At 72.6% G+C, this 15,539-nt stretch carries 8 protein-coding genes; 4 read left to right on the top strand and 4 right to left on the bottom strand.

Going from position 1 to position 15,539, the window contains the following annotated elements; translation table 11 throughout:
* The first annotated feature begins 98 nt into the window (after positions 1–98).
* Entirely contained in the window at positions 99–1,154 is a 1,056-nt protein-coding gene (locus OG698_RS35335; RefSeq protein WP_406107864.1) for an urea transporter, read from the top strand.
* Here OG698_RS35335 and OG698_RS35330 read toward each other — a convergent pair.
* The 3 genes from OG698_RS35330 to OG698_RS35320 all read right to left on the bottom strand — a co-directional run bounded on the left by OG698_RS35330 (position 1,120) and on the right by OG698_RS35320 (position 5,139).
* Positions 1,120–2,448 (bottom strand): MFS transporter, encoded by a 1,329-nt coding sequence (locus OG698_RS35330; protein WP_116502961.1) that lies wholly within the window; start codon positions 2,446–2,448, stop codon positions 1,120–1,122. The genes OG698_RS35335 and OG698_RS35330 overlap by 35 nt on opposite strands.
* Before the next feature lie 205 nt (positions 2,449–2,653).
* Complete coding sequence (locus OG698_RS35325; RefSeq protein ID WP_100598118.1) at positions 2,654–3,736, bottom strand: Zn-dependent alcohol dehydrogenase; 1,083 nt, start codon at positions 3,734–3,736, stop codon at positions 2,654–2,656.
* A 14-nt stretch (positions 3,737–3,750) separates the two neighbouring features.
* Complete coding sequence (locus OG698_RS35320; protein WP_406107862.1) at positions 3,751–5,139, bottom strand: aldehyde dehydrogenase family protein; 1,389 nt, start codon at positions 5,137–5,139, stop codon at positions 3,751–3,753.
* Positions 5,140–5,334: 195 nt separating this feature from the next.
* On the opposite strand from OG698_RS35320, the gene OG698_RS35315 reads away from it, so the two are divergent.
* From OG698_RS35315 to OG698_RS35305, 3 genes are all read left to right on the top strand, one after another.
* A complete protein-coding gene (locus OG698_RS35315) occupies positions 5,335–7,866 on the top strand; it encodes a S8 family serine peptidase (protein WP_406107861.1) in 2,532 nt (843 codons plus the stop codon).
* A complete protein-coding gene (locus tag OG698_RS35310) occupies positions 7,866–10,790 on the top strand; it encodes an FG-GAP repeat domain-containing protein (protein ID WP_406107860.1) in 2,925 nt (974 codons plus the stop codon). Before OG698_RS35315 ends, OG698_RS35310 begins: the two co-directional genes overlap by 1 nt.
* Before the next feature lie 84 nt (positions 10,791–10,874).
* Positions 10,875–14,270, top strand: coding sequence for an ATP-binding protein (locus tag OG698_RS35305; RefSeq protein ID WP_406107858.1), 3,396 nt, complete (start codon positions 10,875–10,877; stop codon positions 14,268–14,270).
* Here the strand turns inward: OG698_RS35305 and OG698_RS35300 are convergent.
* Positions 14,267–15,535 (bottom strand): MFS transporter, encoded by a 1,269-nt coding sequence (locus tag OG698_RS35300; RefSeq protein WP_406107857.1) that lies wholly within the window; start codon positions 15,533–15,535, stop codon positions 14,267–14,269. The genes OG698_RS35305 and OG698_RS35300 overlap by 4 nt on opposite strands.
* Positions 15,536–15,539: the final 4 nt, after the last annotated feature.

The raw sequence follows: 15,539 nt of genomic DNA, 5'->3' as shown, positions 1-15,539 counted from the left end.
TCCTACCGCGATAGGCCCGTTCTTCCGGACTTCAGGGGATGTCGGTAAAGTGCCTCCGTTCTGCTCGGTGAAACAGGGACGTAACACGGGGGCACGGGATGCGGCAGGCCAAGTACGGCCCAACTCCTGGCATATCACCCCTTAATTGGGGAGCGGGTTGTAGACAGTTCGGCGTTCAGCTCCTGCGCGGGCAGGCTCAGGTCGTCTTTCTGTCCAGCGTCCCGGCCGGCGCGCTCCTCGCCGTGGCACTGTTCGCGGCGGGGTGGGAGTACGGGCTCTACGCGATCGCGGGAACCGCGCTCGGCACGGCCACCTCGCGGCTGCTCGGCGCGGACCGCGAGCGCGTCTCGACGGGCCTCGAAGGATTCAACGCCTGTCTGACGGCGCTGTGTTTCGCGGTGTTCCTGGGCGCCGGCCATCTGTCGACCGCGCTGCTCGCCGCGGCCGGCTGCGTCGTCGTCACCGTCGTCACCGCGGCCGTCGTCAATCTGCTCGGCGTGTGGAACCTGCCGTCGCTGACGCTCCCCTACTGTCTCCTCGCGAGCGCGATGACCACCGCGGCACCGGGGTTCGAGCGGATCTGGCACCACGGCGACGGCCTCGCGGCCCTCACGAGCGCGGCGACCGGGCCGACTTCGCTCGGCTTCTCCGATCTGTGGCACGGGTTCTTCACGGGCTTCGCCGAGATCTTCTTCATGCCGCAGTGGTACGTCGGCGCGCTCATCCTCGCCGCGCTGCTCGTCGCGAGCCGCAGGGCCGCCGCCGTGGCGGGCGTGGGCAGCCTCGTCGGGATCCTCTCCGCGTGGGCGCTGGGAGCTCCCACCGCGCAGATCGCGGACGGGACCATGGGCTACAACGCGATCCTTGTGGCGCTGGCCCTGTGCGGGGTGTTCCTGGAGGCGGGTCCGCGCACTCTGGCGTACGCGGTGGTGGGCGCGTTCACCGCGACGGCCGCGACGTCGGCCATGGCGGCGGTGTTCGCGCCGTCGGGCGGGCACACGTTCACCTGGCCGTTCGTCCTGACGACATTCGCCTTCCTGGCGGCGGCCCGGTCCTTCCCCGGGCTGCGCACCTCGGCTCCGGCACCTGCGGTGCCGGAGCCGATGGCGGCGGGGACGCTCAGCGCGCAGCCGCCCGCCCCGCAAGCACCTTGATGGAGATCAGGGCGATCACGCCGAGCCCGATGATGTAGCCGGAGACGGCCATCGACGTGCCGGTCGCCTCCAGGAGCAGCACCATCACGAACGGCGCGAGTCCGCCGCCGAACACAGCCGCGATCTGGTAGCCGAGCGAGGCTCCCGTGTAGCGCATCTCGGCGGTGAACAGCTCGGCGAACAGCGCGGCCTGCGGCCCGTACATGATGCTCAGGAAGCAGCTGGTGACGAAGGTGCCCACGGCCAGCCAGAGCAGTGAGCCGGTGTCGATGAGCAGGAACATCGGCACGGCCCACACGACGAGGCCCGCGGCGCCGAGCGCGTAGATCCGCAGCCGTCCGATGCGGTCGGAGAGGGCCGCCGACGCGGGGATCAGGGCGAGCTGGGTGAGGCTGATGCAGAGCGAGACGGTGAGGACGGCCTCGCGCTCCATGCCGAGTTCACGGGTCGTGTAGTCGAGGACTCCCGTGATGATGATGTAGAACGTCGCGGTGTTCACGGCGAAGGAGCCGCCCGCGAGGAAGACCGTGCCGAGGTGTTCGCGCAGGATCCTGCGCAGCGGGGAGCGGGAGCGGTCCGCCTCCGCCTTCGCCAGTTCCGCTTCCGCGGCCTTGAACTCGGGGGTCTCCTCGACCTTCGCGTGGATGTACCAGGCAAGGGCCAGGACGAGCAGGCCCACCAGGAACGGGAGCCGCCAGCCCCACGCGGTGAAGGCGCTGTCGCTGGTGAGGGCGCCGGCGACGAGGAACACGGTGTTGGCGGTCACCACGCCGATGGGGACGCCGAGTTGGACGAGGCTGCCGTAGAGGCCGCGCTTGCCCTCGGGGGCGTACTCGGTGGCCATCAGCATCGCGCCGCCCCACTGGGCGCCGACGGCGAGGCCCTGCACGACCCGCAGGGCGACGAGGAGGATCGGCGCGGCCACGCCGATCGTGTCGTACGTGGGGAGCAGGCCGATGCCCGTGGTGGCGAGGCCCATCAGGGTCAGGGCGAGGACCAGCATGGGCTTGCGGCCGCGCTTGTCGCCGAGCTGGCCGGCGATGACCCCGCCGAGCGGGCGGGCCAGGAAGCCGACGGCGAAGGTCGCGAAGGCGGCGAGCACGCCCGCCGACGAGCTGCCGGAGGGGAAATAGAGGTCGCCGAGCACGAGGGCGGCCGCGATGCCGAAGACGAAGTAGTCGTACCACTCGACGGCCGAGGCGAGCGCGGCGGCGGTGGCGACCTTCCTTCGGGCGCGGGTCTCGGCTTCGGGGGAAGCGGTGGCTGCGGGACGAGCGGATGGTGCCGTGTCCATGCGTGCACACTCCGGTGACTGCGGGGAGGGGACGGTCCGCGGCGCCGCGGTCCCGGGAACATACTGACCGGACGGTACGCGGGTCAACGGGTTGCGCAGCAGGAGTTTTTGCCTGCGCATGGGAAAGCGCGGTCCGTGTGCGGGCAGCCCCGTGGCCCCGGCCGCGCGGGGGCGGCCGGGGTCGTGGGGCACGGGCCCACCGGGTCTAGAAGACGACCAGCGCCCGTCCGCCCTTGCCCGCGACCATGTTGTCGAAGGCGGCGGGGATCCCGTCGAGGGCGATGTGTTCGGTGACGAGCGCGCTCAGGTCGAGGCGGCCCGCGCGGATGTGCTCGGCCAGGACCGGGAGGTCCTTCGCCGGGTCGGAGTTGCCGTAGACGCAGCCCGAGAGCGTGCGGCCGAAGTGGAAGAGCTCCAGGGCGTTGAAGGTGACCTGCTGGTCCTTGCCGCCGATGCCGACGACCGTGGTGCGGCCGCCGCGCCGCGTGGACTCCCACGCGGTACGGATGGTCACGGCGCGGCCCACGCACTCGACCGCGACGTCCACACCCTGCTTGCCGGTGAGGCCGCGGATCTCGCGTGCGGTGGTCTCGGAGGCCACGACGTAGTCGGTGGCCCCGGCCTTGCGGGCCAGCTCCTCCTTCTCCGGGGAGACGTCCACCGCGATGATCTTCGAGGCGCCGGCGATCCGGGCCGCCTGGAGCGTGGCGAGGCCGACCCCGCCGACGCCGAACACGGCGACCGTCTCGCCCTCGCGGACCCGCGCCGAGTGGTGCACGGCGCCGTATCCGGTCAGGACGGCGCAGCCGAGGAGGGCCGCGTCGGTGAGGGGGACGCCTTCGGGGGCGCGCAGGACGCAGTTCGCGGCGACCACCGTCTCCTCGGCGAACGCGGCGACGTTCAGGCCGGGGTGGAGGTCGCTGCCGTCGTCGGAGCGGTGGGCGTACACCGAGCCCGCGCCGGTGAGGGCGTCGGCGCACAGCCACACCTCGCCGAGCGAGCAGGCGTGGCACTTTCCGCACGCGGGCGCCCAGTTGAGGACGACCCCGTCGCCGGGTGCGACATGGGTGACGCCCTCGCCGACGGAGACGACCGTGCCGGCGCCCTCGTGGCCGAGCACGGCGGGGACGGGCACGCGCATCGTGCCGTTGGTCAGGGACAGGTCGGAGTGGCAGACCCCGGCGGCGGTGAGCCTGACCCGGACCTGGCCGGGGCCGGGCTCGGGCAGGTCGATCTCCGTGATCTCCAGGGGAGAGCCGACGGCGGGCAGTACAGCGGCACGGACCATGAGGCGCGGAGCTCCTAGAACTGGAGGGACTTGGTCTGGAGGTACTCGGACAGGCCGTGCGCGCCCAGCTCGCGGCCGACGCCGGACTGCTTGTAACCACCGAACGGGGCAAGAGGGTTGAAGCGGCCGCCGTTGATGTCGACCTGGCCGGTGTCCATGCGGCGCGCGAACGCGACCGCCTCGGCGTCGTCGGCCGCCCAGACGGCGCCCGCGAGACCGTACACGGTGCCGTTGGCGATGCGCAGGGCCTCGTCCTCGTCCTCGTAGCGGATGATCGAGACGACCGGGCCGAAGATCTCCTCCTGGGCGATGGTCATCTCGGGGGTGACGTCGGCGAAGACGGTCGGGCTGACGAAGTAGCCCTGCTCGCGCGGGGCCTCGGGGCCGCCGGCGACGAGGCGGGCGCCCTCGGCGACGCCCTTCTCGATGTAGCCGCGCACGCGTGTGTGCTGCTTGGCGTTGACGAGCGGGCCGATGCGGTCGCCGTACTTGGCGGCGGCCTCGGCGGCGAGCGCGACCGCCTCGTCGTACTGGGAGGTGTGGACGAGCATGCGGGTCCAGGCGCTGCACGTCTGGCCGGAGTTGCCCATGACGTTGGCGACGCCGACGCCGACGGCCTTGGCCAGGTCGGCACTCGGCAGGATGACGTTGGCGGACTTGCCGCCGAGTTCGAGGGCGACGCGCTTGACGGCCGCGCCCGCGGTGGCGCCGATCTGCTTGCCGACGGCGGTGGAGCCGGTGAAGGAGACCAGGTCGACGCCCGGGTGCCCGGCGAGCGCCTGGCCGGCGACGGGGCCGAGGCCGGTGACGAGGTTGAACACGCCTGCGGGGATGCCCGCTTCGTGGACGGCCTCGGCGAAGAGCTGGGCGGTCAGCGGGGTGTCCTCGGCGGGCTTGAGCACGACGGTGCAGCCCGCCGCGAGGGCGGGGGCGACCTTGGCGACGATCTGGTGGAGCGGGTAGTTCCAGGGCGTGATCGCGCCGACGACACCGACCGGTTCGGCGTAGACGGTGGAGTTGCCGACCTTCTCCTCGAAGGCGTACGAGGCGGCGAGTTCGGCGTACGAGCCGGCCACCAGGATCGGCACGCCGGCGTGCACCATCTGCGAGAACTGCAGGGGCGCGCCGAGTTCGGCGGTGACCGTCTCGGCGATCTCGTCCTTGCGGGCGACGAGGACGTCGCGCAGGGCGGCGATCCTCGCGGCGCGTTCGGCGGGCGGGGTCGCGGCCCAGGCGGGGAACGCCTCGTGGGCGGCGAACACGGCGGCGTCGACGTCCTCGGCGACGCCCGCCGGGACATGCGCGATGACCTGCTCGTCGGCCGGGTTGACCACCGCGATCGTGTCCGTGCCGGCGGCGACCCGCCACTCGCCTCCGATGTACATCCCGTCGTGGGCCTTCATGGCTGTTCCTCCCGGGGTGCCGCGTCCACGGCACAGTCGTCCGCTACGGCGTAGTCGTCCGCGCCCCAAACTAGCGCCGTTAGTTTTTGGGCGCCAGAGACGCCCGTCACCCTGCCAGTAATTCCTCAGTAACGGCGCCTCTCTAGCGTCCGGTCCATCCGTACCGTTCCCGGAGTTCCCGGAGGATCACCCCCGATGCACCCGTCACGATCGCCCCGGCGCAGACCTGCCGTGTGGGCGGCGGCCGCACTGACCGCGGCCGCCCTGCTGACCGGACCGCTGCCCTCAGCGGCGGCCGCCGCCGATTCCGCGCCGTCGCCCAAGGTGGACTCCGCACTGCGCGCCGCCGTGGACGACGGCGGCGAAGCCTCGTTCTTCGTCGTGCTCAAGGACCAGGCAGACCTCTCGTCGGCCCGCGGCAAGCGCACCCACGCCTCGCGCGCCAAGGCCGCCTTCTCCGCCCTGCGCGGCAAAGCCGCCAAGAGCCAGGACTCGCTGACGTCGTTCCTCGACAAGGAGCGGGTCGGGCACCAGGACTACTGGATCGTCAACGCCGTCCAGGTCACCGGCGACAAGAAGCTCGTGGCGCAGCTCGCGAAGCGCTCCGACGTCGCCTCGATCGTCAAGGAGCAGCATTACAAGCTGGACGCCACGGAGCGCGCGACGGCCGGCGCGGCCACCGACGCGGACCCGGTCACCCCCGAGTGGGGCGTCAAGGACATCAAGGCCGACCAGGTCTGGGACCAGTACGACGACCGCGGCGAGGGCATCGTCATCGCGAACGTCGACTCGGGCGTCCAGTACGACCACCCCGCGCTGAAGGCCAACTACCGCGGCAACAACGGCGACGGCTCCTTCACGCACGACTACAACTGGTACGACCCGACCGGTCAGTGCCCCACCTCGGCGCCCTGTGACAACAACGGCCACGGCACGCACACCATGGGCACCATGGTCGGCGCGGGCGGGGTCGGTGTCGCGCCCGGCGCGAAGTGGATCGCCGCCAAGGGCTGCGAGTCCAGTTCCTGCTCGGACTCCTCGCTGCTCGCCGCGGGCCAGTGGATCCTCGCCCCGACCGACCACACCGGCCAGAACCCGCGGCCCGACCTCGCCCCCGACATCGTGAACAACTCGTGGGGCGGCGGCGACACGACGTTCTACCAGGACATCGTCGAGGCGTGGAACGCGGCCGGGATCTTCGAGGCGTTCGCCTCCGGCAACGACGGTGACGGCGTGACCTGCTCGACCGGCCACGCACCCGGCTCGCAGGCACCGGCCTACGGCGTCGGCGCGTACGACGTCAACGGCAAGATCGCCGACTTCTCCGGCTTCGGCCCCTCCAGGCTGGACGGCTCGATGAAGCCGAACATCTCGGCCCCGGGCGTCAACGTCCGCTCCACCTGGCCGGGCAACACGTACAAGGCCATCTCCGGTACGTCGATGGCGACACCGCACGTCGCGGGCGCCGTCGCGCTGCTCTGGTCGTCGGCCCCCTCCCTCATCGGCAACATCGACGCGACGCGCGCACTGCTCGACGAGGGTGCGCGCAACGTGGACGACACCCACTGCGGCGGCACCGCCGACGCGAACAACGTGTGGGGCGAGGGCAAGCTCGACATCTTCGCGTCCGTCGACAAGGCCCCGCACACCGCGGCCGTCGTCACCGGCAAGGTCACCGACAAGGCGACCGGCTCCGCGCTCTCCGGCGTCACGGTGAAGGCCTCCGGCGGCGACTCGAACCGCACCGTCACCACCTCGGCGGACGGCTCCTACCGGCTCACCCTGCCGGCCGGCACCTACGACTTCGCCCTCGGCGGTTACGGATACGCGGACGGCGCCAGGTCCGGCGTCGCCGTCACGACCGGCGAGCAGGTCACCGAGGACTTCACGCTGACCGCGGTCGCCTCGCACGCCGTGTCCGGCACGGTCCTCGACGTCACAGGAAAGCCCCTCGCCAAGGCAACCGTGCAGGTCGCCGGCACCCCGGTCGCCACCGTCACCACCGACTCCGCGGGCCGCTTCGACCTGCCGAAGGTGGCTGAAGGTTCGTACACCCTGACCGCCACGCCCACCGCGCCCGTCCTGTGCAACGGCACGTACAGCGGCAAGCTCGCCGTGGACGGCGACGAGACGCTGACGGCCCGGCTGCCCGCCCGCTCCGACAGCGCCGGCAACAACTGCGCCCCGGTGGCGTACTCCTGGATCGGCGGCAGCACCAAGGTCGCGCTCAGCGGCGACGAGGACGCGAAGACGATCGCGCTGCCCTTCCCGGTGAAGCTGTACGGCGTCTCCTACTCCAGCGCGAGCGTCACCACGAACGGCCTGATCAACTTCATGGAGCCGCGGCTCGGCGACTACGAGAACGTCGCGCTCCCGTCGGTGAACAGGCCGAACGGCACCGTCGCCGCCTTCTGGGACGACCTGACCCTGGACAAGAAGTCCACCGTGCAGACCTCGATCACGGGCACCGCCGGCAGCCGGAAGTTCGCCGTCGTCTGGAACAACGCCGCCTTCGCGGACGGAAGTTCCGGCCGCGTCTCCTTCGAGGCCGTCTTCGACGAGGCCACCGGCGCCGTCACCCTCCAGTACCTGACCGTGCCGGGCAGCGGCGCGAGCGCCACCGTCGGCATCGAGAACCAGTCCGGCACCGACGCCCTTCAGTACTCCTTCGACGAGCCGGTCCTCAAGGACCACTCCGCCATCCGTATCGCGCAGGGGACCAAGTGATGAGACATGACTCCCGGCGGGCTCTGCGTCTCGCCTCCGCGCTGGTCGCGGCCGGTCTGGCGCTGAGCGCCGCGCCGCCCGCCCTCGCCGCCGACGACGACAGCTCCCTTCTCACGCTGACCGACAGCCAGGCCGAGAAGCTGGCCGACCACGCCCAGCTCAACGCCTACGCGGAGGCCGACCGCGCGACGGTCGACCCGCAGGGCGCGACCAAGGGCTCCGACTCCGGTACGGACGACCAGGGTTCCGGCTCCCACCTCGACGAAGGCACCGGCACCGACGGCGCCGTCACCATCTCCACCAAGTCCACGCTGGAGGGTGTGCGCGGTCTGGCAGCGACCGTCCCCGCCGGGGGCAAGGGCGGCGACTACTTCACCCTGCACAGCCTCGGCAGCGTCCAGCGCAGCAAGGCCGACGGCACCGCCCTGTGGCGGCGCGACAACGCCTCGCTGTACGCGGACTGGGGCGTCAAGAACTCCCGGCCCTGGCAGACCGAGCCGTACCCGGCGCGCATCGTGATGGGCTACAACGCGGTCAGCCCGTTCACGCCCGCCTCCGACCAGGGGTACGTCACCGGCGACCTGACCGGTGACGGCGTCGACGACGTGGTGTTCTCGGCGAGCGTCGGCGTGAACCCGTACCGCCCCTTCACCTCGCCCGGCTCCACCCTCGCCAACGGCACCTTCGTCACGGTCCTCGACGGGAAGACCGGCAAGACGCTGTGGTCGAAGCTGTACGCGTACGCCTACAACGTGAAGCTCGCCGGCAAGACGCTCGTCGTGACGGACGCGCCGTACTACAACCTCAACTCCCCGGCCGACGCCACCGCCACTGTCTCCGGCATCCGCTTCTCGTACGCCGACGGGGCGCTCAAGCCCACCGACACGTGGACGTACGACACGGGGGTGCGCGCAGGGACCGCGTGGGGCGCCCTGGAGGATCTCGGCGGCGGCCTGGTCGCCGCGTCGTACAACCAGCGCAAGACCGCCACGGCGGCGGGCCGCGGGCGCACCCTTGTGCTCGACACCGCCGACGGGAAGGTCAAGTGGCAGACCGACAGTGCCCTTTACTCCCGCCAGCTGCACCTCGACAGCGCGCGCGGACGGCTCGTGGCCCTGGAGCAGTCCGACCCGAACGACGGCATGAAGTACGAGATCGACTCCTACTCCCTGGCCGAGGGCGAGCGGACCACGCTCGACACACGGACCAACGCGCTGCCCACCGACATGACGATCGGTGACCTGCGGGGCGACCGGAAGCCCGAGTACGTGGTCAGCGAGTCCACTCTCGACCCGTACCTGTGGATCAACGCCAATACCGTCAGGGTCGTGGACGGCACCGACCCGGCCGCCCTTCTGTGGTCCTCGACCGTCAAGCGAGCCGCCGACAACGGCCATGACGGCCCGAGCGCGTGGAGCCTGGACGTCGTCGACGGCAGCCTCGTGACGACCGCCCAGGACGACACCGGCATGAACTCGGCGGAGAACCCCGGGGGCGGGCAGTACGCCTCGCTCACCGTGTTCTCCGGCAGCGGCGACGTGCGCTGGCGGGAGAAGGGCATCGGCGCCTCACCGATGTTCGCCCAGGTCTACCGCGACGGCGGCGGGCAGCACGTGCGCACCGTCGACCAGAACCAGAACGTCCACACCTACGGGCTCGGCAACGGCAAGCAGCAGGGCATCCTGCCGCTCCAGGGCGACCTGTGGTCCGCGCAGTCGGCCGACATCGACGGCGACAAGAAGAACGACCTGGTCGTCGGCGGCAAGTCCGACGGCGTGTGGGCGTACTCGGGTCCGTCGCTGACGGCAGGCAAGCCCGAACTGCTGTGGAAGGCCACCGTCCCGGGGCAGGTGCACCGGATCGAGAAGGGCGACGTCAACGGCGACGGCCACGCCGACTTCGTGGTGGCCGCCGACACGGCCGTCGCGGTCCTGGACGGGCGCACCGGCAAGGTCATGGAACGCATCGACGGGAACGGGCAGTTCGTCCGCTCCGCGACGGTCGCCGACCTCGACGGCGACAAGCGCGCCGACATCGTCGTGCCGACCGACAAGCTGCGGGCCTACCGCGGCGACGGTTCGAAGCTGTGGACGTACGGGGCGCCCGACAGCGCGGGCAGCGTCGTCTTCGGCGACCTCGCGGTGGGCGAGGGGAGGGTGTACGCGCAGTACACGAACACCGGCTCCCTCGACAAGGAGTCACCCGCGGTCGACGGTGTCGCACTCGATGCCAAGAAGGGCACCCCGCGCTGGACCGCCGCGCCGAAGGCCCCGGCCGAGAGCGTGGACGGCAAGCTGTACGGAGCCGTCCTGAACCACGGTGTCTTCACCTCGCCGGAGATCCCGTACGCCGGCGGTCACGCGGTCGTCTACACCTGGATCGCCGCCACCTCGACGACGGCGGAGGGCACGCCGGACGGTTCCAGCCTGCGCGCGGTGGTCGAGATCCGTGACAGCCGCACCGGTGAGGTCCTCCACCACGGCATCGCCGGAGGCCCCTGGAGCGTAGGCAGCTACTTCACCGGACCCGAGGGACTCGTCCTCGCGGGGACGGCGTCCTTCCGCACCTACGCGGCCGACGGCCAGGACTACTCGATCTACACGCTGCCGTCGACGGAGACCGGCGGGTTCCTCACCGGCCCCGGCGGTCGGCGCCTCCTCGTGGGCGGCGTCCAGGGCGGCCTCGACCTGTGGGACCCGTCCGTCCTGAAGGCGGGCAACAACTACCCCGCCGACGTGGGCGGCACCACCTTCATCGGCGCCCGGGAGTACTTCTCCGGCGACCTCGACAGTGACGGTGTCGACGAGATCGTGAACCTGGGCTTCGACGAGACCGGCTTCGACCGCATGACCGAGCTGCTCGGCGGTCGTTATCTGAACCAGTTCACCGCCCTCTCCCAGATGAAGGTGTCCACGCTCTCCTGACGGGCACCTCAACCCCGCAGGCCTCCCGGACTCCGTTCGGGGGGCCTGCTGTGTGTCCGGAGATGGGGGTTAAAGTGCGCCCTTATGGGCGCGGACGGCACGGACCACGGCACGGAGTCCACTCCTCCGCTGCTGCGCCTGCACCTTTTCGGCGGGTTCCGGGTGACTCGCGACGGCGGGCCCGAACTCGCCGAACGCTGGCCGCGCCCCAGCGCCCGCGCCCTCGTCAAACTCCTCGCGGTCTCCCCCGGCCACAGCCTGCACCGCGAACAGGCCATGGACGTCTGCTGGCCCGACGCCGACGCGTCCGCCGCGCTCGGCAGCCTGCGCGTCGCCCTGCACGCCGCGCGCCGCGCCCTGGAACCGGAGCTCGCGCCGCGCGCGGCCTCCTCGTACCTCATCGCGGACGGCACGCTTCTGCGCCTCGATCCCCGGACGGTCTGGATCGACGCCGACCACGCGGAGCGACTGACGGAAGCGGCGCTCGATTCAGGCTCCTCCTCTCAACTCGCCACAGCTCTCGGCACGTTCACGGGGGAACTGCTGCCGGAGGACAGGTACGCGCCGTGGACCGAGTCGCGGCGCGAACGGCTCGCCGTGGTGTGCGAGCGGCTGCGGATCGCGCTCGCCGAGGCGCTGCTCGACGAGGGTTCCGCCGACGAGGCCGGGACGGTGGCCCGGTCGGCGCTCGACGAGAACCCGGCGGACGAGCGCGCCCATCAGCTCCTCATGAGCGCCTATCTGCGCCAAGGGCTGCGGCGGCAGGCCGTACGGCAGTTCCACGCGTGCCGCGAGGCGCTCGACTCCGAACTCGGAGTACGGCCGGGGCCGGAGACGCAGCGGCTCCATCTGCTCGCACTCGACGCGGGCGGAGCGGCGTCCCGGGTGGCGCGGCCCGCCGCGGGATTCACGCCGCCGAGCGCGGTGCGGGGGCCCGCGCCGGCGCCGCTGCGGGGGCGTGACGCGGTCCTCGACCGGCTGCTCGCGCCGGACGCGCCCGCCGTACAGCTGATCTGCGGCGAGGCGGGGCTCGGCAAGACGCGCCTGGTGAGCGAGGCGGCACGACGCGCTCTCGGCGAGGGCACCGCCGTGCTGTGGGGCGCGGGCCACGACGCGGAAGGACACACGCCGTTCGGCGCATTCGTGGAGGCGCTCGACGGCTGGCTCGCCGACCGGCCGCCCGCGGAACGCGCCAGGGCCGGTGCCGAGTACCCCGAACTTGCCTCGCTGCTCCCGTCGTTGGGGCAGGCGGGCGGGGGAGCGGAGCGCAGTCCGGAGGAGGAGCGGGAGCGGCTGTTCAGGGCGGCGGCCGGGCTGCTCGGCGACCTCGCGGAGACGGCGCCCGTCCTGGTCGTCCTCGACGACCTGCACGCGGCCGACGCGGGCTCGTTCCAGCTGCTCGGCCATCTGGCCCGCCGCGCCCGGACGGCCCGCGGCCCCGTCCGCTTCGTGGCGACGTACCGGTCCGAGGAACTCACCGAGACCGACCCGCGCCGCACGGGCCTCGAATCCCTCGTACGCCAACGACTCGCGCGCCACGTGGACCTGCCCCGCCTGGGCCGCGACGCCTGCCTGACCCTGGCGGCGGACGCACTGGGCCTGCCGACCGGATCCGACGTGCCCGAACGGGTATGGGACCTCTCACTGGGCAACCCCCTCTTCGCCCTGGAACTGGCACGCGCATTTGGAGACGGACGCGGGGGTGGGCTGGGCGCGGGCGGGCGCGGGAGTGGTGTCGGGCTCGGCGCGGACGCGGGCGGGCGTGGGGGCGGACCCGGGACGAACCGGGACGGACGCGGCAGCGGGCTCGGGACGGATGCGGGCGCGGATGCGAGGGGCGACGGCTTCGAACCGCAGACTCCTTACGGCGTACGGCAGTTGGTGGCCGCCCGGCTCGCGCGGCTCGGGCCCGGCGCGCGCCGGGTCGTGGAGGCCGTGGCGGTGGCCGGCGGGGACGCGTCGCTCGCCGAAGTGCTCGACGTCGCGAGCGCCGGGCTGCACCCGCTGCTCTCCGTGGCCGAGGCGACATCGGGCGCCGACGCGGCGGTCGCCGCCTCGGTCCTTGCCGAACGGGACGTCGTCGCCGACGGGCGCACCGTGCCCGGCCTCACCTTCCGCCACCCCCTCGTACGCCTCACCTGCTACGAGCGCCTCTCCGCCGCCCGCCGCCGCCTCCTCCACTCGGCGTACGCGGAGGCCGTGCTGCGGCGCAGGCCCGACGCCGTGGACACGCTCGCCGCCCATCTGACGCGCGCCGACGACCCGCGCGCCACCGGCTACCTCCGGCAGGCCGCCGAGCGGGCCGCCGCCCTGTGCGCGAACGACACCGCGGACCACTACTACGCCCAGCTCACCGACCGTCTCGACGCGTTCGCCGCCGAGTCGGCGCGGGCCAGGATCGACCGGGCGGCCGTACTGCGCCGCATGGCACGGTACGAGGACGCGGCGCGGGTGCTGCGCGAGGCACTCGACGACGTGACGCGCCGCGGCGATGCGGACGGGCGCGTCCTTGCCTCGGCCAGGCTCGGCGAGGTCCTCGCGAAGACCCGGTCCACGGAGGAGGGGCTCGCTCTCCTCGACGCGGCGCCGCCCGCCGCCGGCACCGCGCCCGAGGCGGCCACCGCGCACCATCTCGCCCGCTCGATCCTGTGCTTCGTCACCGGGCGCTACCCGCAAGCCGTCACCGCGGGAGAGGCGGCGCACGCGGCGGCACTGCGGGTGACGGGGCCCGAGCAGCGCGGCCTGCTCGCGCGTTCGCTCGCCACGCAAGCCACGTCGCTGGCACTCGCCGGCCACTTCGCGCAGGCCAGACCGGTCGCGGACCGTGCGCTGCCGCACGCGGAGGCCTACGGGGATCCGCAGTTGCTCGGCTCGGTCCTCTCCGTCCTGCGGGAGCACGCGCGCCGGTCGGGTCGGCTGCGGGAGGCCATCGCCACGGGCGAGCGCGCCCTCGCGCTGGCCGAGCGCTCCGGCGACCCGACGGCGGCGGCCTTCGAACGGGCCAACCTCGCCGAACTCCATCTGCTCCTGGAGGAGTACGACGCGGCGCACGACCTCGCGCAGGACGCCGTACGCGAGTCGGAGCCGCACACGGGCTGGTGCGCGCCGTATGCGCTGGCCGCGCTGGCACGGGTACGGATGCGGTCGGGTGACGCGGAGTCCTGCGCCGCCCTCCTCGACCGCGCGGGCCGGACCGCCGATGCGCAGGGCGACCGGCAGGCCCAGCAGGAAGTACGGCTGGCCCGGGCCGAGTTGGGCGTGCGCCGGGGCCGCCCCGAGGAGGCACTGGCCCTGCTGGCGGGCGCGACGGACGCGGGACATCTCACGGCCTGGGCCCACCTGGAGGCGGGCCGCCCGGCCCAGGCAGCAACGCTTGCCGAGGCCGAGGCCACCCGCGCCCACGAGGCAGGCGAACGCCTGGCGGAGGCGGAGGCCAGGGCCATACACGGCCGCGCGCAAGCAGCCCTGGGGCGTAGCTAGCCCCTCCGGCGTTTGAGGAGCGGGGCCCGGGGCGGAGCCCCGGTTCGGGAAGGGGCGGGCTCGGGGAAGAGACCCCGCCCGGAGGACCCCCCACCCCCACTCCGCAGACCAACCCCCGCCGCCCCCACCAGCAACACACCCAGCATCAGGAACGGCGCCGCAACCCCAGCGACACCCGCGACAAGACCGGCGGCGGCCGGCGCTGCCACCTGCCCCAGCCGATTACCGGTGAGCCGCAACGCAAGCGCCGTCGACCGGGCCTCCTCAGGCGCAGCCTGGACGACCGTGGTCATCGACAGCGGCTGTCCGACGCCCAGGCAGAACCCGAGCACGGCAAGCATCAGAGCGAGCGCCCACACCGGTACAGGCAGCGCCATCCCCGCACACATGACCCCGCCTACCAGACAGGTGATCGTGAGGAGCGCCGCACGGCCGAGGCGCCGCAGCATCGGCGTCATGACCAGCCGGCAGGCAATCGTGGCGGCAGCCCGCAGGCTCAGCAGCAGACCGACGACGGACGGCGCGATCCCCCGGTGCTCGCCGACGACCGGCAGATACGCCGTGAGGATGTCCGTCGCGGACAGCACGGCGAGCGAGATGAAGATGCCGCCGGGCACACCCCGGGTACGCAGGATCCGGCCGACCGGCACACGTGGCCCGGCGGATGCGGCCGCACTCGTCGTCGTACGGGGGTGCTCGATGCGCCACAGCGAGGTGAAGGAGACCGCGGCGACGGCAGCCGCGACGAGCAGCGCGAGCGCACTCGTGGCCCCCAGATCGGGCCCGCCGATGAGCGCGCCCGCGGCGATCGGCCCGACGAGCTGGCCGAGGGACGCGCCGATCGTGAAGTGACCGAAGTTGCGGTCCTGTTCCGCCGGAGCCGACTGCCGGGCGACGATCGACTGCGCGCCGATCACGAACGACAGATGGCCAAGACCCATCACCCCGCTCCACGCGGCCATCGCGGCCAGGGAGTCGGCCGTGCCGCTGAGCGCGCAGCCGCCGGCGATGAGGACGACGCCGACGGGCAGCAGGGGCGCGCACCGGCCGTGGTCGGTGCGCCGGCCCAGCGGTACCGCCGCGAACAGCGGAAGGAGCGCGTACACACCCGCGATCACACCGATCGCACGCTCGTCCGCGCCGAGCGCGAGAGCCCGGTAGGAGACGGCGGGCCGCGCCATCGACACCGCCCCCTGCGCAAAGCTGAAGGCGATGACGAGGCGGAGCAGCCAGCTTCTCCTGCCGGGCTCTGTAGTGAGGCTCATCGAG

The organism is Streptomyces sp. NBC_01003 (assembly GCF_045162695.1).
In the GTDB taxonomy this organism is placed as follows: domain Bacteria; phylum Actinomycetota; class Actinomycetes; order Streptomycetales; family Streptomycetaceae; genus Streptomyces.
The sequence above is the reverse complement of the archived record's forward strand: the minus strand, read 5'-3'. Positions and strand labels throughout refer to the sequence as shown.